The sequence below is a fragment of the Vibrio sp. D417a genome, assembly GCF_030248595.1.
In the GTDB taxonomy this organism is placed as follows: Bacteria; Pseudomonadota; Gammaproteobacteria; order Enterobacterales; family Vibrionaceae; genus Vibrio; species Vibrio alginolyticus.
The window spans coordinates 129524-148278 of the sequence record NZ_JAHGAM010000017.1 but is presented as its reverse complement, the minus strand read 5'-3'; the positions used below and the strand labels follow the sequence as shown (position 1 = coordinate 148278).

The 18755-nt window shown below is 45.0% G+C and carries 17 protein-coding genes; 8 read left to right on the top strand and 9 right to left on the bottom strand.

Annotated features, from left to right (window positions below; translation table 11 throughout):
• Positions 1-17 precede the first annotated feature (17 nt).
• Positions 18-965 (bottom strand): trehalose operon repressor TreR, encoded by a 948-nt coding sequence (gene treR, locus KI742_RS17025; RefSeq protein ID WP_033905853.1) that lies wholly within the window; start codon positions 963-965, stop codon positions 18-20.
• 74 nt (positions 966-1039) lie between these two features.
• Entirely contained in the window at positions 1040-1591 is a 552-nt protein-coding gene (gene gmhB / locus KI742_RS17020) for a D-glycero-beta-D-manno-heptose 1,7-bisphosphate 7-phosphatase (RefSeq protein ID WP_005383603.1), read from the bottom strand.
• 341 nt (positions 1592-1932) lie between these two features.
• Between gmhB and metN the strand changes: the two genes are divergently transcribed.
• The 3 genes from metN to KI742_RS17005 are packed head-to-tail and all read left to right on the top strand — an operon-like array spanning position 1933 to position 4476.
• On the top strand, positions 1933-2967 hold the full coding sequence (gene metN, locus KI742_RS17015; RefSeq protein WP_005381962.1) for a methionine ABC transporter ATP-binding protein MetN: 1035 nt from the start codon (positions 1933-1935) through the stop codon (positions 2965-2967).
• Positions 2957-3634, top strand: coding sequence for a methionine ABC transporter permease (locus KI742_RS17010; protein WP_005383604.1), 678 nt, complete (start codon positions 2957-2959; stop codon positions 3632-3634). The genes metN and KI742_RS17010 overlap by 11 nt, the downstream gene beginning before the upstream one ends.
• A gap of 32 nt (positions 3635-3666) precedes the next feature.
• Positions 3667-4476: a MetQ/NlpA family lipoprotein gene (locus KI742_RS17005; protein ID WP_005381966.1), complete on the top strand. Its 810-nt coding sequence runs from the start codon at positions 3667-3669 to the stop codon at positions 4474-4476.
• Positions 4477-4602: 126 nt separating this feature from the next.
• On the opposite strand, the gene KI742_RS17000 is transcribed toward KI742_RS17005, so the two are convergent.
• Together KI742_RS17000 and syd are read right to left on the bottom strand one after the other, a co-directional pair.
• A complete protein-coding gene (locus tag KI742_RS17000) occupies positions 4603-5379 on the bottom strand; it encodes a Zn-ribbon-containing protein (protein ID WP_285385678.1) in 777 nt (258 codons plus the stop codon).
• A gap of 2 nt (positions 5380-5381) precedes the next feature.
• Positions 5382-5927: a SecY-interacting protein gene (syd, locus tag KI742_RS16995; RefSeq protein ID WP_213874897.1), complete on the bottom strand. Its 546-nt coding sequence runs from the start codon at positions 5925-5927 to the stop codon at positions 5382-5384.
• Positions 5928-6035: 108 nt separating this feature from the next.
• Between syd and queF the strand changes: the two genes are divergently transcribed.
• From queF to xni, 5 genes are all read left to right on the top strand, one after another.
• The gene (queF, locus tag KI742_RS16990; protein WP_005383608.1) at positions 6036-6881 is read left to right on the top strand and encodes an NADPH-dependent 7-cyano-7-deazaguanine reductase QueF; all 846 of its coding nucleotides are present in this window, start codon (positions 6036-6038) and stop codon (positions 6879-6881) included.
• A 164-nt stretch (positions 6882-7045) separates the two neighbouring features.
• The gene (locus KI742_RS16985) at positions 7046-9328 is read left to right on the top strand and encodes a hypothetical protein (protein WP_017635678.1); all 2283 of its coding nucleotides are present in this window, start codon (positions 7046-7048) and stop codon (positions 9326-9328) included.
• A 98-nt stretch (positions 9329-9426) separates the two neighbouring features.
• Positions 9427-10992 carry a diguanylate cyclase gene (locus KI742_RS16980; RefSeq protein WP_005381978.1) on the top strand — a complete coding sequence of 522 codons (1566 nt, stop codon included), beginning with the start codon at positions 9427-9429 and terminating at the stop codon, positions 10990-10992.
• Between the two features lie 291 nt (positions 10993-11283).
• On the top strand, positions 11284-12660 hold the full coding sequence (gene ppnN, locus KI742_RS16975) for a nucleotide 5'-monophosphate nucleosidase PpnN (RefSeq protein ID WP_005383611.1): 1377 nt from the start codon (positions 11284-11286) through the stop codon (positions 12658-12660).
• Positions 12661-12718: 58 nt separating this feature from the next.
• Positions 12719-13501: a flap endonuclease Xni gene (xni, locus tag KI742_RS16970; protein ID WP_005381982.1), complete on the top strand. Its 783-nt coding sequence runs from the start codon at positions 12719-12721 to the stop codon at positions 13499-13501.
• Positions 13502-13610: 109 nt separating this feature from the next.
• Here xni and rlmM read toward each other — a convergent pair whose 3' ends face one another.
• The 5 genes from rlmM to thiI form a co-directional block, all read right to left on the bottom strand.
• Complete coding sequence (rlmM, locus tag KI742_RS16965) at positions 13611-14702, bottom strand: 23S rRNA (cytidine(2498)-2'-O)-methyltransferase RlmM (RefSeq protein ID WP_017820611.1); 1092 nt, start codon at positions 14700-14702, stop codon at positions 13611-13613.
• On the bottom strand, positions 14699-15097 hold the full coding sequence (locus KI742_RS16960; protein WP_154204796.1) for a DUF423 domain-containing protein: 399 nt from the start codon (positions 15095-15097) through the stop codon (positions 14699-14701). The genes rlmM and KI742_RS16960 overlap by 4 nt, the downstream gene beginning before the upstream one ends.
• A complete protein-coding gene (locus tag KI742_RS16955) occupies positions 15087-15710 on the bottom strand; it encodes an alpha/beta fold hydrolase (RefSeq protein WP_154204797.1) in 624 nt (207 codons plus the stop codon). The genes KI742_RS16960 and KI742_RS16955 overlap by 11 nt, the downstream gene beginning before the upstream one ends.
• Entirely contained in the window at positions 15691-16611 is a 921-nt protein-coding gene (locus KI742_RS16950) for a transcriptional regulator GcvA (RefSeq protein ID WP_005383616.1), read from the bottom strand. The genes KI742_RS16955 and KI742_RS16950 overlap by 20 nt, the downstream gene beginning before the upstream one ends.
• A 510-nt stretch (positions 16612-17121) precedes the next feature.
• Positions 17122-18570, bottom strand: a complete 1449-nt coding sequence (thiI, locus tag KI742_RS16945) for a tRNA uracil 4-sulfurtransferase ThiI (RefSeq protein WP_005383617.1) — start codon at positions 18568-18570, stop codon at positions 17122-17124.
• Positions 18571-18755 lie beyond the last annotated feature (185 nt).

Sequence of the window (18755 nt, the reverse complement as noted above, 5' to 3'; positions counted from 1 at the left end):
GATCGTTTTAGTGTGGGTCAATAAACGATAGGCTGTTGAGTAAAGTGAACCACTTCCTCATCGCCATTTAATTGATTGATCAGCATGTTAGCGGACTTCTCACCTGCAAGGGTATAACCTGGGTCGACACTAAATACTTTAGGGAAAAGGAAAGAGAGCAATTCATTACCTCCAACACCTGTCACAACCACGTCTTCACGTCCTAACTCTTGAAGACGCTTAATCACGCCCAACGCGATGGTGTCACTGGCGCACACGATGGCCTGAGTGTCAGATTGAAGGACTTTGTCTACCAACTGATAAGCACTTTCATGGCTCAACTTACCCGTCTGGAAACAAGGTGTAATTTGTTTGCGTTGACACCAAGCTTTATAAGCATTTAGACGAGCTAAGCCAGTGGTTTTGTCTTCAGGGTCAACACCAATATAAGCAATGCGAGATAAAGATTGCTGCTCAAGATGAGACAAAGCCATGTCTATCACACCTTGGTTGTCGTAGTTGATCGAAGAAACCATTTGCGTGTCCATCGCGATCACGACGATACGATTACCCCACTCCGCCAATGCTCGCTCATCACATCCAGTAAAACCAAACACGATCACCCCATCGACGTTGCGACGTTTAAGCACATCCAAATGCTCATTGGTTTTATCGCGATCGAATTGGCTTTCCATGATCACCGCATCATAACCAGCGGAATACAAAGCATTGAGCATGGTACCAACGGCGCGATTTTCTGATGGTGAATCTAAACGGGAGATGATAACCCCAATAACTTTTTGGCTGCCGCCACGCATTGATTGCGCAGATTTGGACGGCACATAACCAGATTCACGAATAATTTGCTCAACCTTCTCTCGCGTTTGGGGTTTCACTTTTGGATCGTTAGTAAGCACACGGCTTACTGTCGATTTGCCCACGCCTGCCAATTTTGCGATATCAAGAATGGTGAGTTTTTTGCTCATAAGTGTTCAGACTAAAAGAAGGAATCAAACAAAAGGGAAGCAGTGGCTTCCCTTATCTCAGTCAGTAATGAAGATTACTTGTTTAAGTACGCAGGCACATCTGCAATGCTATCTAATACTACCGTTGCAATGGCTTCGCCCTGTTCCGTTACTGGCTTACCAGTGCGAACCAAAATCTTAGTGCCAACGCCTGCCGCTTCTGCTGCCATCATGTCTTCAGCTTTATCGCCGATCATCACAGATTTCTCCATGTCGATCTTCAAGAAGTCACGCGCAGAAATGAACATGCCTGGTTTTGGCTTACGGCACGCACAATCTTGCTTGTACTCGCCAATGCCATGTTCTGGATGATGTGGACAGTAATAGATACCATCGAACTCAACACCATTATCAGCAAAGTTCCAATCCATCCATTGAGTCAGAGACAAGAAACGGTCTTCACTGAATTTACCGCGTGCGATGCCCGATTGATTCGTCACTAACACTAGAAGGTAGCCTTTATCTTTTAGCGCTTTCGTCGCTTCAAATACACCATCAATGTACTCAAAATCATGTTCGTCATGAACGTAGCCGTGGTCAACGTTTATCACGCCATCACGATCGATAAAAACAGCAGGTTTTGCCAAAACGTATTTCTCTATTAACTCGGTTTAATCAGATTATTACATACCTTATAAACTTCAACACTATCTAATTCATTCTAGGCCTCGACAAAACGGTTGATTTGTTGGGCAAGAATCGGTAAATCTGAGGGTGCCCCGCCGTCTACCTCCTGCTTGTTATCTATACATCTTCGTTTCAAAACAGAACATCCATACATTTAGACGTCTAGACGTAAAAATATCTATTGACTTCATTCTGCTTAACCCATAGCATCAACTGAAAATTGAGATAAAGCTCAACATTAAGTTCTGTCAAAGGCCGTTTTTGACAGCGAAGTTCCCCGTATCTTTGGGCAGGTTGAAACATGATAGAAATAAAAAACGTCAATAAAGTGTTCTACCAAGGCAGTAAGGAAATCCTTGCCCTGAAAGACATTAACTTACACATCGACAAAGGCACCATCTTTGGTGTTATCGGTTCATCAGGTGCTGGTAAAAGTACGCTGATCCGCTGTGTCAACATGTTAGAAGCGCCGACCTCTGGTTCCATCATCGTTGATGGTGTGGATCTAACCAAACTCAGCAAAAAACAACTAGTCGAAACACGCCGTAACATTGGCATGATCTTCCAGCACTTTAACCTGCTTTCGTCTCGTACTGTGTTTGATAATGTAGCACTGCCACTAGAACTGGCAGGTAAAGACAAATCGCAAATCACAACAAAAGTAACTGAGTTGCTAAAGCTTGTGGGCTTAGCCGACAAACACGAGAGCTACCCATCTAACTTAAGTGGCGGACAAAAACAGCGTGTGGCAATTGCTCGTGCATTGGCATCCGATCCTAGCGTGCTGCTTTGTGATGAGGCCACTAGTGCGCTCGACCCGGCAACAACTCAATCTATCCTTGAGTTATTGAAAGAGATCAACCGCAAACTCAACATCACGATTTTACTTATCACTCACGAAATGGAAGTCGTAAAAAGTATCTGTCACGAAGTAGCAATCATCGGTGGTGGTGAGCTGGTGGAAAAAGGCACCGTTGGCGATATTTTTGCGCACCCTAAGACAGAGCTAGCGCACCAATTCATTCGCTCAACGCTGGATCTTTCCATTCCTGAAGATTACCAAGCTCGTCTGCAAGCAGAGCGTGTTGATGGCAGCTACCCGTTGGTTCGCTTAGAGTTTACTGGCGCAACCGTCGATGCACCGTTAATGTCGCAAATTTCTCGTAAATACAATATTGATGTGAGTATTTTGAGTTCCGACCTTGATTACGCTGGTGGCGTGAAATTCGGCATGATGGTCGCAGAGCTATTTGGTAACGAAGAAGATGACAACGCAGCTCTTGAATACCTGCGTAAGCACAACGTAAAAGTAGAGGTACTTGGTTATGTCCTTTAATACGATTTCTGAATGGCTGAGCTTAAACAGCAAACTACTTTTAGGTGCAACGTGGGAAACGCTTTACATGGTTGCGGTTGCCGGATTAGTCGGCTTTGCTGTGGGTATTCCATTAGGCGTAATCCTCCATATTACTAAGAAAGGCGGCCTACTTGAAAACACCAAACTAAATAGCGGCTTAGGCGCTATCGTTAACATTGGTCGTTCTGTGCCATTCCTCGTACTGATGGTTGCGATTATTCCAGTGACAAAAATGCTAGTTGGAACCTTTATCGGTACAACCGCAGCAATCGTCCCACTGACTATTGGCGCCATTCCTTTTGTCGCTCGTCTTATTGAAGGTGCTTTATTAGAAGTACCGACAGGCTTGGTGGAAGCAGCGCAGTCAATGGGGGCGACACCAACACAGATCATCACAAAAGTTCTACTACCTGAAGCAATGCCGACTATTGTTAACTCAGTAACGATTACCTTGGTCACTCTCGTTAGCTACTCAGCTATGGCGGGTACGGTAGGCGGCGGCGGCCTAGGTGACGTAGCCATTCGTTACGGTTTCCACCGCTACGATGTAACTATCATGGCCGTGACTGTCGTGATGTTGATTGTTCTAGTACAGATTATTCAGTCTATCGGCGACGCAGTGGTGCGCCGTGTAGACCACAGATAAGCATCAAAAATACAAATTATAAGGAGATAAAGATGAAATTTAGCCTTAAAGGTCTTTTGACTGTAGCAACGGCCGCCTCTGCTCTTGCTCTAGCGGGTTGCGGCGACAAAGAAGTAGACGTAAACAAAGTAAAAGTTGGCGTTATTGCTGGTGCTGAAGCACAAGTAGCCGAAGTTGCCGCTAAAGTAGCAAAAGAGAAATACAACCTAGACGTTGAGCTAGTAACATTTACCGATTACGTAACACCAAACGCCGCTCTGGATGATGGTTCAGTAGACGCGAATGCGTTCCAGCACAAACCATACCTAGACCAACAAGTGAAAGACCGCGGCTACAAACTGGCTATCGCGGGTAACTCATTCGTTTACCCTATTGCTGGTTACTCAAAGCAAGTAAAATCAATTGATGAAATTCAAGATGGCGCACGCATCGCAGTACCAAACGACCCAACGAACCTAGGTCGCTCACTACTGCTTCTTGAGCAACAAGGTTTGATTACGCTACGTGATGGCGTTGGTCTACTCGCTACAGTACGTGACATCGTAGGCAACCCTAAAAATATCGAAATCATTGAACTAGAAGCCCCACAGCTTCCACGTTCACTGGATGACGTAACGCTATCAATCATCAACACCACTTACGCAAGCTCTATCGACCTATCGCCAGAGCGTGACGGCGTGTTCGTTGAAGATAAAGACTCACCATACGTAAACCTAATTGTCGCTCGCGAAGAAAATGTTAATGCGCAAAACGTACAAAACTTCGTAAAAGCTTACCAAACGGAAGAAGTTTACGAAGCGGCAAAAGAGCTGTTCAAAGGCGGTGTTGTGAAAGGTTGGTAATCCCACCTTTCAAAACATGACTGAAAACAACGTTCTAAACATAAACGTTCTAAACACAAAAGGGCTGATGTGAAAACATCAGCCCTTTCTATTTGTCTATCTACCCATTTAAGTAGCTTCAATTCGCTACTTAAGATGGTCCCAAGAGATATTCGACACGATTCGGCAGTCATCACACTTAAAATGAAATATGTCATGTAGTGGCTCATCGAGTAGCCACTCGCCATCGCATTTTGGACACTTGCGCGCTTTCTCGCTCTCCAGCGACTGACCACCGACACGATACTGGTAATAGTACGTAGGGATCTTCGTGATGTATTCGATACGGCCACGTAAGTCCCAACCTCGGCGAAACAGCACACTATCCACATCGCAAATTTCGTGCAGCGCCGCATGTTCCGCTCGGCAACCCCCTGCCATTTGGATTTCATCACAAGCTTGCCACTCAGTCTGCCACTTAATGACGGCTTTATGGTCTCCATTAAGTGTTGGCTCATTACGATACAAAGGAATTGGCAACAGGGTTTCACCACTTCGCAAAGGCGAACACGTATGAACATAAGTCGTGTACAACACTTGCCAGCTAGGTGTCTCTTCTTCGGCTGCTTGTTCTGAATTCAAATCACGCCCCAGCATACGCATTTTCGGAGCAAGCAAAGACGCATCCGACAAACGGTTCATGCACACTTTGACGAAATCTGAGTAATAACGTGGATGCAAGCTGTCTTGTTCTGGGCAAACAACACGAACGAAAAATTCACCTTCTCCCATCACTATCGGGAATTCACGACCTAATACTTGGCCGTTGTAACGCAGAGCATCCATCAAGCCATTAATGGCTTTGTCTACCGCGCTGACGGTGGTGTTATCAAAACACTCAAACTGCAACTCAACAACATACATACTTAGACGGCAGCCTCTAACTTATTCAAGAACTCAACCAATGAATCTGCCAATACATCACGTTTAGAGGTGCCCAAACGCTCTAGAATCACATTGCCAGTGAGGTTACAAATAGAAATCACATCCATTTCCTCATCTGTCGCTGCGATAAATACTGTTGGTTTAAGTTTCAAGCGGCGCTGAGTCACCAAATGACCAAGAATATTTTCTTGTAGACGCACGAAATCGTCATCGCTCCACACTTGCAGCAGCGTCAACGAATTACCTTGCCAAGTTGCCTCCATATCGGCGCAGTATTGAGAACCATAAAAGGCTTTAACATCATCTTGTAGTGACAACTCAATCGCATTTTCCACATTGGTGAAATCGGCCATTTCATCACGTGCGACCGCTTTCCAAAGCACCTCTCCATCACGCTTCTCTTCGACACAAGGAGAAACAAGATCTGCAAGCTCTTCACTGCTTGGCAACTCATTGTGCTTAGCTTGCCAAGCTTGTTGGTAGCGCAGGCTGAACTCTTGTAGCGCCTGAGTAACGTTTTGGGTCATGAAGGTCTCCTCATTCCTTATTTATCAGATAGCCGTACTTGCCGGATGGCAATTGACCAGCGGATTCAGTAAAATTCTCGCCATTCTAATCGAAAACGACCACAAAGTATGAGCAAATATTCTGACGCTAAAGAGCTTGCTGGCCTAACACTAGGTAAAACGACCGAGTATGCGAACCAGTATGACCCAAGCTTGCTGCAACCAGTCCCTCGCAGCCTGAACCGAGATGACCTTCAGTTAGGCGATACTCTGCCTTTCATGGGGCACGATATTTGGACGCTGTATGAACTGTCTTGGTTAAATAGTAAAGGTTTACCACAAGTGGCCGTTGGCGAAGTATACATTCCAGCCACCAGCGCAAACTTGATTGAATCGAAGTCTTTCAAACTGTACTTAAACAGCTACAACCAAACCCGCTTTGCAAGCTGGGAAGAAGTGACTGAGCGTTTAACACAAGACCTTTCTGAATGCGCAGGTGAAAAGGTGCTGGTTGAGGTGAATCCAGTGACCCACTATACCAATCAACCTATCGTAACAATGGACGGTGAATGTATTGATGACCAAGACATTAACATCACCAGTTACGATTTCGATGCCGATTTGCTTGAAGGTGCAGCAGGTGAAGTACAAGTTGAAGAGGTGCTACATAGCCACCTATTGAAATCAAACTGTTTGATCACTAACCAACCCGACTGGGGCAGTGTAGAAATTCGCTACCAAGGCGCAAAAATAGATCGTGAGAAGCTGTTACGTTACTTAGTGTCTTTCCGCGAGCACAATGAGTTCCACGAACAGTGTGTAGAGCGTATTTTTACGGATCTAATGAAATACTGCCAACCAAGCAAACTGACCGTATTTGCCCGCTATACGCGCCGTGGAGGCTTGGATATCAACCCTTACCGCTCAACGGAACAAGATAAGCCAGCTCACAATCACCGTATGGCTCGTCAGTAAGCGCATAGGCAACAGAAATAAGTTCGGCAATCTAAAGGGTTGCCGGACGTTTTTATTGTCCAAGCATGTTACTATATCAAATGGCTTCAACCCGCATTTAAACGGCTAATTGAGGCTTTTCGCCGTTATCGCCATATCTAAAAACAGTTCGAGGGAACGAAAGGATGTTTTGGGACAGTTCGCGTCTATTCAAGTTGATTGGCTTTCTTTGCTTGCTGTTTGTACAGCCACTTCATGCAACCATTTTATCGTCCGCGTTACTCAACGAAGCACAACAATTGGCGGAAATAGAGCCATCACAAGCAAAACAAGCGGCAACCAACTATTTGTCACAGCGTGAGCTAACAGAACGCAAAGAAAGTGACAGCCCTTCAGCCATGTCTCGCGACGAAACAGATCGTAGCGTTCGCACACCAAGCAGCACCATCGAAGCGCACAAGATTATCGCTCAGGCAGATTACGCCATGGGTAATGTTCGTTCGGCTATCGAGCACCTAAATAAAGCGGAACGCTTAGCGCAAGAATATCAATTGCCGTACATGGACTTAGATCTACAGCTGATGCGCAACCAAATGATTTGGATGTACGACGAAAACTACTCAAAAGCGGAAGACACGCTTAACCAAATTGAACAACAGCTCGATGAAGCCGATGCCGTATTACAACGCACCGACAGCGTTCGCTACCGACTAGTGATGCAAAGAGCACTCCTCGCTTCACATAGTGGCGATATCATTAAAGCGGAAAACTTGTACTCTGAAGCAAAGACCATGCTTGACGATAGCCGCTCTGAGTTAGCCTTGATCGACTACTACACTGCCGTCGGCGAGTTTTACCTCAATAGCAAGAAGTACAATTTGGCTTTGTCAGAACTGCTATACGGTTATTGGCAATCTATTGAAAGTAACAGTGGTGCAAGATTAGCAAAAGTGAATCGCCTTTTGGCTAGGCTCTTCCAGGAGCGACGAGTGTACGACAAAGCGATCGAATACTTATCTCAAGCCGCAGATTTTTATGACTCCTACCCTAGCTCTCCGATCCTAGCGGACGTCCTAGAGCAAATGGGCGACATCTACTTTTATCAGGGTAAGTTTAACCTTGCGTTAGTGCATTACTTCAACGTGCTTGACCATGAAAGTACCAGTAAGAACATCAATAGAATCATTAAGATTCGCTTAAGCTTGGCGGCTACCTACCTACAACTCTATAACTACGCGCTAGCAGAGCAGTACTTAGACCGCTCTAAAGAGCTTTTAGAATACACCAATATTCCTAAGCTTGAAGCAAAGGCTGCCCTGCTTCAGTCAGGTCTGGCTTATCATCAAAATGACAGTAAAGACGTCATTACTAATGCAAAGCTGGCGTTAGCGCTTGCTGAAAAGTCACCTGAAAATAACAACTTCATTAAGCAGCAGTCATACCGTTTACTTGGGTTGGGTTACGAGCAGGCAGGCGAATACAAACTTTCTCTGCAAGCTTATAAAAAATACACCAACCTCGTTCGTCTAGAACAAAAGCAGCTTAACCAAATCAGTGAAGATGCGTTCCGTCAGCAAAAAGAATTTGCCGAACAAACCATCCATTACATCGGTCAATCAGAACGCTTAGAGCAAGTGGAAAGAGAGCATCGTAAATTCCAGAAAATCTCATTTGCATTGTTTATTACTGTATTGGTCATGTTTTTGTTCATTATGCGCCGCGGTGTCATTATGCAGCGCCAAGCAAGTGAAATCGAAAAACTGCGTAACGACCTCTTCACCCACTCTCGCTCTCGTTTACGTAACTTGCGTATGCTGAACGTTAAGCTGTCTCGCTCATTGAAAAAGTCGAGCGAAACTTTCGAGCAATGGCAAATGGGTGAATTGATCCACGAACCACTTAATGATCGCCTACGCTTTGTTATGATCGATTTGCCATTCTTACGAAGCATGTACGTCCATAACGGCTATAAGGCAGGTCTAGAACTAGAACGTGCATTTGGCGACTTCCTTGCGGAAAAAATAGAAAAACCGTCGCGTCTTTACCATTTCTCAGATGCGAACTTACTCTACATAGAACCGAACGCTGACCGTGATGCTTCTGCCGAAGTCATGTTCGAAAAATTCCAGACTTGGGTGGATGAGTTCGCACAGCAGCACAACGTCAATCGTATTATTCGTATGGGCATCAGTGATTATCCGTTCTTACCCCGAGCCTACACTGCAATTAACGATGAGGAATTACTCGATCTGTTGTTGCTTGCGACTCACATAGCACGAGAAGTCAGCTTGAAGGATAAGCAAAGCCACTGGGTGTTCTTAAAAGCCATCGATAATGCGCCTGCTGCTAGCTTTGCAACAGGTAACATAAGAACTGCCTGTCAACATGCCATTAGCCAAGGCCTGATCAAGATCCATTCGTCCTACAAGAATGAGGACGACATCAAGAAAATATTAAAAAATGGATAATTAAACGCCTGTTGAACGTAATAACTAATGACGCTATAAAGTTTTTTGTTATTATCAGATAATTGTCAGTAGTACATGGACTTAACCGTAGTCACTTCATGGGAATCTTGGAATCCGATATTCAGTCGCAGCTGCATCAGCTGAGTTGTCAACTTGACCAACTCAGACTGACTCATCGTGATACTTCACTCAAATTCAAACGTGAACAACAAGTTCTTAAACGCGTTGTGGCATCATTGTCTTCAGCTTGCCAGGGTTCGAATACTCAGGTATCCAACTACCTATTTGAAATCCAACAAGAGCTGCAACATCAAAAAGATATCAGCACTCTTATCCCGCGTTTAGCGGTATTAGAGAGGATGCTCAAACAGCAGTCGAAGACGATGGATAAACAGAACGGTTACCTTGACGAACAAATCAAGCACAGTGGTGAAACACTGCAACGTGTCACGGGCTTACCTGCGCAGTTAAAACGTGAACTACGGAACCTGATGAGTTTCTCTGAAGTTCACGCCAGCAATAAAGCTGATCAAGCCACTAAGCTACTGAGTATTTACGAACGCGCTCTGAAAATCATCACGTCTAATTCACGTCTACATCTTAGTGAATTTGAAAACAATCCCGACAGATCTCAGCTTGAGTGCTTAGCCAGCGACCTCCAACATACTATTACAGAGCTGGATTTCGAGGGAGAATCAGGCGATAGATTGCTGGATATTCGCGCTAAGTTGCTCCTTGGCGTGAGTGCCGAGTCTCTCATTGAGCTTACGCTCTCAACGCTGAAATTGGTTGTCGAAGCAACAAAGTTCGAGCGCGAGGCGTCTAGCCAATTCCTTGATCAGCTGAACACTTCTCTCGCAAGTAACCTAAAAACCGTTCATCAGAACGTCGACCAGCATCATACCTACTTTGAACACCGCCAAGAGCTCAACACAGAAATGAACAGCTTGGTTGAATTAAGCCAAAAGTCACTTAATCAAGCTCAAGATATCGCGGTTGTGAAAAAAGAAATCACGCCTCTTCTCGAAAAAATGGCGTCGCTGACAGAGCGACTGAAAATGACGGAAGAGCGAGAGCAAGCGCTGCAAGAACGGTTAAGTTACAGTAAGAACCAACTCGAAGCGGTATTTGAAACTACGCAAGATTATCGTCGACGCTTAGATGACCAAGCTCAGCGTATGTTGCTCGACCCGCTGACTAAAGTTTATAACCGCACTGCATTTAACGATCGACTAGAGCTAGAGTATCGCCGTTGGATTCGCTCTCAGCAAAACCTTCGTGTTGTGCTGTTTGATGTAGACAATTTCAAAGCGGTGAATGATAGCTATGGTTATACGGCTGGCGATAAAGCGCTGAAGATTATCGCTCGTACTATTAACAAGCGCGTATCAGAAACGGAAACAGTGGCTCGCTTTGGTGGCGAGGAGTTCATTCTACTCGTCCCGGAACAATCTGAAGAATACACACTGGATCTGATTAAGCATATCCAGCGTGATATTAGCCAATTACCCTTTAAGTTCCGTGAGCAAAATATCATGATTACCTTAGCTGCTGTATCGACGTCTTTCAAAGAGTCCGATACGCCAGAGTATGTGCTCGATCGTCTTGGCAAGATGCTTGCGGACGCTAAAAAACGTGGAACAAACCAGCTTAACTGGAGCTAGAATTCGTACAAAAAGCGAGCAAACAAACCAAATTTGGTGCAATCTACGCTTTATAACCACCCATTTTCAACGAGTTATCACATTTCTTCCCTTTTAGTCTGCTAAGCTGTAAAAACCCAAGTCACTTCAAGATGATGTATTTATAAAAGGCAAATGTATCATCTTGAGGTTGCTTGGGAGTTGATAACCATAAAACCAAATCGGCCAACTACCTTTCATCAAACCATACGTATAACACCAAAAAGGTAAGTTGGTACTTTCCCTCAAATTAATGCAACACAAGGAGGCGTTATGATTACCCATATAAGCCCCGCTGGTAGCATGGACTTGCTATCTCAACTAGAAGTAGAGCGCTTAAAGAACACAGCCTCTAGTGAACTTTATCAGCTGTACCGTAATTGCACATTAGCGGTGTTGAACTCCGGTAGCCATACCGATAACTCGAAAGAACTGCTCGATAAATACCAATCGTTTGATGTCAACGTCGTGCGTCGTGAGCGTGGTATTAAGCTTGAGCTGACTAATCCGCCAGAGCACGCTTTTGTTGACGGCGAAATAATTAAAGGTATCCAAGAACATCTGTTCTCCGTATTGCGTGATATCGTTTACGTAAACATGCATTTGGCAGACGCCCAGCGGCTCAACCTTACTAACCCAATTCACATTACGAACCTCGTGTTCGGCATTCTTCGTAATGCCAGAGCATTAACTCCAGGTATCGCACCGAATCTTGTCGTATGTTGGGGTGGTCACTCTATCAATGGAGTGGAGTATCAGTACACACGTGAAGTGGGTAACGAACTGGGTCTGCGTGAACTTAACATCTGTACAGGTTGCGGCCCTGGTGCAATGGAAGGGCCGATGAAAGGTGCAGCAATTGGGCACGCAAAGCAACGTTATACTCAGCAACGTTATCTTGGTTTAACCGAACCCTCGATTATTGCTGCCGAGCCACCAAACCCAATAGTAAATGAACTGGTCATCATGCCCGACATCGAAAAGCGCTTGGAAGCTTTCGTCCGTATGGCTCATGGTATCGTTATTTTCCCAGGAGGCCCGGGCACAGCGGAAGAGCTACTGTACATTCTTGGCATCATGATGCACCCGGATAACGCCGATCAACCAATGCCTATCGTATTAACAGGACCAAAAGAGAGTGAAGAGTACTTCCGCTCTATTGATGAGTTCATTCGCGACACACTTGGTGAGGAAGGGCAAAAGCACTACGAGATCATCATTGACGACCCGGCAGAAGTCGCTCGTATTATGAAACGCTCCATGGACTCGGTACGCCTTCACCGAAAAGAGAAAGGCGATGCGTACAGCTTTAACTGGTCATTGAAAATTGAGCCAAACTTCCAACTGCCATTCGAGCCTACTCATGAGTCGATGGAACAATTGGATTTAAGCCTAGATCAAGAACCGCAAGTTTTAGCGGCCAACTTGCGTCAAGCCTTCTCTGGCATAGTGGCAGGTAACGTAAAGGCTGAAGGCATTCGAGAAATAGAACGTAGAGGGCCTTTCACCATTCATGGCGACGCAGTCCTCATGAAAAAACTCGATAAGTTGCTAAAAGACTTTGTCGAACAGCACCGAATGAAATTACCTGGCGGTTCAGACTACGAACCGTGTTATCGAATCGCTCACCCGGAAATTGGTGGTCGATAGTCAGGCTAGCATTCGTTACACTAGGGGCATTACGCCCCTTTTTTATTGCTAAGTCATTATGTCTATTCATCTTGTTATCATTGATGCCCTAAACCTGATCCGCCGAGTGCACTCAGCACAACCAGATCCAACCGACATAGCAAGAACCATAACCACAACGCAAAGAACCCTCACTCGCATTCTGTCAGAGGCCAACCCGACACACATCATCGCAGTTTTTGATCACCACGAACAAGACAGAGGTTGGCGCGCTGAAATTCTCCCTGACTATAAGCAAAACCGAAAACCAATGCCTCTGCCACTACTGCAAGGGTTAGATGCGATTCAACAAGCGTGGTGGGAGCAAGGTATTGATTCATTGCTGTCTGAAGGCGATGAAGCAGATGATTTGGTTGCTACACTCGCAACGAAAGTGGCCAGCCATGGTGAAAAAGTCACCATCGTTTCGACTGACAAAGGTTACTGCCAGCTACTTTCCCCTACCCTACAAATCCGTGATTATTTCCAACATCGTTGGTTAGATGAACCATTTATCGAAAAAGAGTTCGGCGTAAAACCAAGTCAACTAGCGGATTACTGGGGATTGACAGGGATAAGCTCTAGCCAGGTTCCGGGCGTACCTGGAATTGGCCCGAAAGCAGCGAAAGAGATTCTCACTCAGTTTGAGAGTATTGAAGCTGCCTACGCTAGTGAAGATCTCGTACCGAAATACCGTAAAAAATTGGATGAGCACATTGAGTCTGCTCGTTTATGTAAACGCGTCGCCGCTTTAAAGTGCGATATAGAACTAGGCTTTAACTTGCAAGATATTCGCTTTTTAGGGCCAAACAAAGCGGAGTAGTGTCCGATGGTAGTTTCACACCATGAAATCCGGCAGATATTAAAAAAGCGCCATTTGAAGGCGCTTTTTCTATTCTAATCACTATTCCCAAAAGACTCGGGGAATAAAGTTAGTAAGGTGAAATATTCGACAGACATTGGATATGAATCGTGATCTCTTCACGATCATGATACAAATGTTTAGCTTGTAGCTTGAACTTTACCTTATTATCAATGAGGAACTGCTTCAGATTTTCAAGGTCTTGCAGCACTTCGTCATAACGCCCTTTCATTGGCAGCTTAAGGTTAAAGATAGCCTCTTTTGCCCAACCTTTTAACAGCCACTGTCCCATCAGGTGAGCAACACGAGCTGGCTTTTCCACCATGTCACAAACAATCCATGTTACGTTCTTGCGGTCTGGTTCGAACTTAAAGCCATCCACCATATGGTGTTTGATCTGGCCAGTTTCCATCAAACTGTCTGCCATCATGCCGTTATCAACGCAGTGAACGAACATTGAGCGCTTCACTAATTGGTACGTCCAACCGCCTGGACATGCACCTAAATCCACACCCCACATACCTGGTGCTAAACGCTCATCCCACTCTTCACGTGGAATAAAGACATGAAATGCTTCTTCCAGTTTAAGTGTTGAACGACTTGGAGCGTCTGCTGGGAATTTAAGGCGAGGGATACCCATGAAGAACTGTGAGTTGTTGTCAGTGTAAGAGTAACCAACGTAACAGTGGCCAGGCTCAACAAAGCAAATGTGCAGTACTGGTTTTTTCGCGTTATCTTTGTTCAGCATTAAGCCTTTGCCGCGCAACGCTTGACGCATTGGGACGGTAAACTTACGGCAGAATTTCAGTAGCTCTTTCGCTTCATTTGTATCTGGCGTTTCAATTCTCAAATCACCACAACGAGGGAATGCTTCAATGTCTGCTAGTTCATTCAAAATTGGACTAATGCGGTCATCACTTGGCAACGATTGAAACTCAGCTGCTACCGCAAACATTTGTCGAGCAAAAATTAAAGACTTAAAGTCTAAACCTCTCGCAAGTTTGTCGGCATCTCCATCTTGGTAACACTCGAAGACAACATAACCTGAGTTTCTCTTCACACGAGGGAAGCCATACACTTCCAACTGTGTCGCTTTGTCCTGAATTTCACCAGCACACTCTTTCTCAAAGCCAGAACGGCAATAGAGCATTAGTTGTTTCACTTGGAGACCTCTTTGATATTGAACGCAGCAAAAAAGAACAGACACCAACCAATCATGAACAGTAATCCTCCCACAGGAGTAATTGGCCCAAACCACTTAATGCCCGTCAGCGCCAGCGCGTAAAGACTGCCGCTAAAACAAAAGATGCCGATAATAAAGCAAATCGCCGCAATGAAAAAATATTTTTGTGCTTTTTGTCCCAAATTGAGCAGAAGCAGAATGGCACAAAACACAATCGCCAACGTGTGAATAAATTGATACAGAACTCCGGTCTCAAATACACCGAGCAAATAAGGGGCCAGTGTCGCTTTTAGCCCATGAGCAGCAAATGCTCCAAGAGCGACCGAAAGCAGCCCAGAAAAACCAGAGAATGAGAGTAACCACTTACTTTTCACTGTACACCTCTTTTATAAACGCCGCTAACTGCTCTATCACGAGTGCAATGTTACCCACTTCAGTATGACCTGAGATCTTGCGCGGTTTGAAGCTGTGGTCACCATCAGGTAAAAAGCTCACCGTTACTTGTGACGAAAGGACGAAATCATCGAATTCCTCACGCTTACCAAAGGTGTCTCGTTCCCCTTGCAGAATCAGCGTAGGTTTCTCAATGGTTGCTAAGTGCTCGCCTTTGTATTTCTCTGGCTTTCCCGGCGGGTGAAATGGAAACCCTAAACAGGCAATGCCCGCCACCAGCTCATTTTCAGCCAACAAGCTCGACATACGACCGCCCATTGACTTACCACCAATAACCACGGGAGAAGAAGTAAAGTGAGCGATCACTTCGCTGTATGCTTCGAGCAACTTTGGCGCTCGATCGGGCGGACGCTTTTTGCCATCTTCCGAACGTTTCACCATGTAAGGGAAATTAAAACGCACTACACGAATACCTTGCTCCACTAATCCTTTGGCGACCGCTGTCATGAAGTCATGCTCCATCCCCGCACCTGCGCCGTGAGCAAAAATAAACAGCGGTCCGTTTTCAGGTCCCTCAGCTATCCAGTGATTCATCCAATACTTCCTCTTGTTCTTTTCTCGCGGTTGCTAACATCCAATCTCTAAACGTTGCGATTCGGCCCATATCTGCCTGCTGTTCATGACACACCACATAGAATGCATTCTTAGATATCAACACCTCGTCGAATGGTGCAATGAGTCGCCCGGCTTCCATTTCAGGTTTGGCGAGTACGTTGTTACCGAGCGCGACCCCCTGACCGTGCGCAGCAGCCTGTAGCACCATCGTTGAGTGACTAAAAATAGGACCGTGGTTTACGTTGATGCCTTCAATGTTGTAATGACGAGCAAACTGCTTCCAGTCTTTACGCGAAGTATCGTGTAACAAAGTATGTAATTTGAGGTCACTTAAAGATTCTAATGGTTTGTTACCCAAAAGTAATGAAGGTGAACAAAGTGGGATCAAAAACTCTTGGTACAATTTATCTGCTCGCAAACCTGGCCAGTTCCCACGGCCATAGTAGATCGCCACATCAACATCATCAGTCAGTGAGCCTTCATCCATATCTACGGCTTTAATACGTACATCGATATCGGGCTCTTGAGCATTAAAATCGGCCAAACGAGGTACAAGCCATTGGATAGCAAAACTCGGCGGTAGGCTAATCGTCAATGCCCCTTTTTCGCTACGTTCCAACACCTTATCTGTCGCTTCCGCAATCGAGGTGAAAATATCTTTGATATCGAGAAAGTAACTTTGGCCTTCTTCTGTTAACAACAAAGAACGATTACGTCGACGGAAGAGCTTCAATGATAAGAACTCTTCAAGCGCTTTAATCTGGTGACTGACCGCGGCTTGAGTAACAAATAACTCTTCTGCTGCTCGTGTAAAACTGAGATGACGAGCAGCCGCTTCGAAGACTCGAAGCGAATTTAATGGAGGCAATCTGCGAGACATATGGGACCTCTAATAGGATTAGTTTTTTTAATCTGAAACATTATAAAATGTCCGTTGTCGAACAGCCAGATAAATTCTATATTTCACCCCGCAACACGGGCCTGAACGGCTTGATTTCTTTGGAAATCAATTGGCTTCGTTGTTGCGATGTTGTGTTTGCAAACTCGTATTTCGAGTTAGGTAGATTTCTACCATAATGTTTTGTCCACACTCCCTGTGACAAAACATATACTTCCTGTATTTATTTTTGACCTGTCTGTCAAATTTGTTACACCGCCTAAATTAGGCGGTGTTTTTTTATCTATCAAAAATCTCATCCGCATATCTGGCAGCAATATCACTTTATTACTCTTCTTTCGGATTAATTATCGTTATATCAACACAAAGTGTATGGCTTTGCGATAAGCCTCAACATTATGCTAAGTAATGGTTGTCTGTAACGCGATCAAAAACAAAAAAGGCGCAAATTGATGTCTCAATTTGCGCCTTTTAACGTATTTTATCAGTCAGCTATGGACGGTAAACTTTTACGTTGCTGAAGCCTTGCTCTTGCAAGTAAAGCGCTTGCAGACGGCTCATCACACCGCGGTCACAGTAAAGTAAGTATGTCTTAGACTGGTCTAAGTCACCAAACTGTGTACCCAGCTTGTAGAAAGGGATATGTTTCACATCCACACCTTCGATTTCAAGTGGGTTATCGTCTTCCTCTTCAGGACTACGAATATCTAGCACAACCGCGTGCTCTTCTACCGCTTGAACTTGCTCTACTTCTGGTGCGGCTTGCTCAGACTCTTTCGCGATATCACGAATGTCCATCATGCGAGCTTCTTGAACCACTTGCTCAAGGATACTAAAGTCGAATTTCTCTTCTTCAGCTTCTAGCTTGCCTTTCACCGCTTTCACGGTTGGCTTCTTAGAGATAACACCACAGTATTCTGGCATTGTCTTTGCGAAATCTTCTGTGCCGATTTCACGTGCTAGATTGATGATGTCTTCTTTATCCCAGTTGATAAGTGGACGCAGAATCAGCGTGTCAGTTACGTTGTCGATATGGCGTAGATTGGTTAGCGTTTGGCTCGATACTTGACCTAGCGCTTCACCTGTTACCAATGCTTCGATCTTCATCTTCTGAGCGATCATGCCTGCTGCACGCATAAACATACGCTTCAAGATCACGCCCATTTGGCCGTCATCGACTTTCTCTAGGATTTCCGCAACCACAGGTTCGAAATCAACTGAGATAAAACGTACTTTTGCTGAAGAACCGTATTTGTTCCATAGGTAGTGAGAAACCTGCTTAACGCCGATTTCGTGTGCTGGACCACCTAAGTTAAAGAAGCAGTAATGTACTTTTGAACCACGCTTGATATGAAGATAGCTTGAAACACCAGAGTCGAAACCACCCGAGATCAGGCTTAACACGTCCTCTTGCGTACCCAGTGGGAAACCACCTAGGCCTTTATGACGAGACAATACTTGGTTTAGCTTGTCGTTCGAGACTTCCACCTTGATCGTCACGTCTGGGTTTCGTAGCTTAACACTAGCGCTTTCAATCGCTTGATTTAAACCACCGCCTACATAACGCTCTAGTTCAATGGAGGTAAAGTCATGCTTGCCACGACGCTTCGCACGTACAACAAAGGTTTTATTTTCGAGTGCAGCACGGTTGAGTTCTAGCACTTGCTCGAAGATATCGTGCAAGTCTTTAAATTCAGTTTGCTTCACTTCCAGTACGTGGTGAATGCCTGGTGTATGAGTCAAAACCTCAAGAACTTCAGCGTGGAATTCGTTACTCTCAGAGGTCACTTCAATGTGATCACGACGGTTAAATACCGCGACAGACTCCGTGCGGCTCTTAATGATGTTACGAATGTTGCACTCTAAAATCTTTGTGAAGCGCTTACGCACAGATTCACTTTTTACAAAAATTTCTGGATGGGGCTTTACAATAAATTTCATAGTCTAATTCGCAGGTTAGTTTCGCAATCAACAAAGAGTGACACTCAACTTCAATACTTCATACGCAGTAAAACCGCGTTTCAGTCACAAAAAGTAGTCTGAGCTCACTTTTAAGGCGCAAGATTATACACCCAAGCGGATTGGAAAAACAAAAAAAGCGAGCAATCTGCTCGCTTTCTTATCTC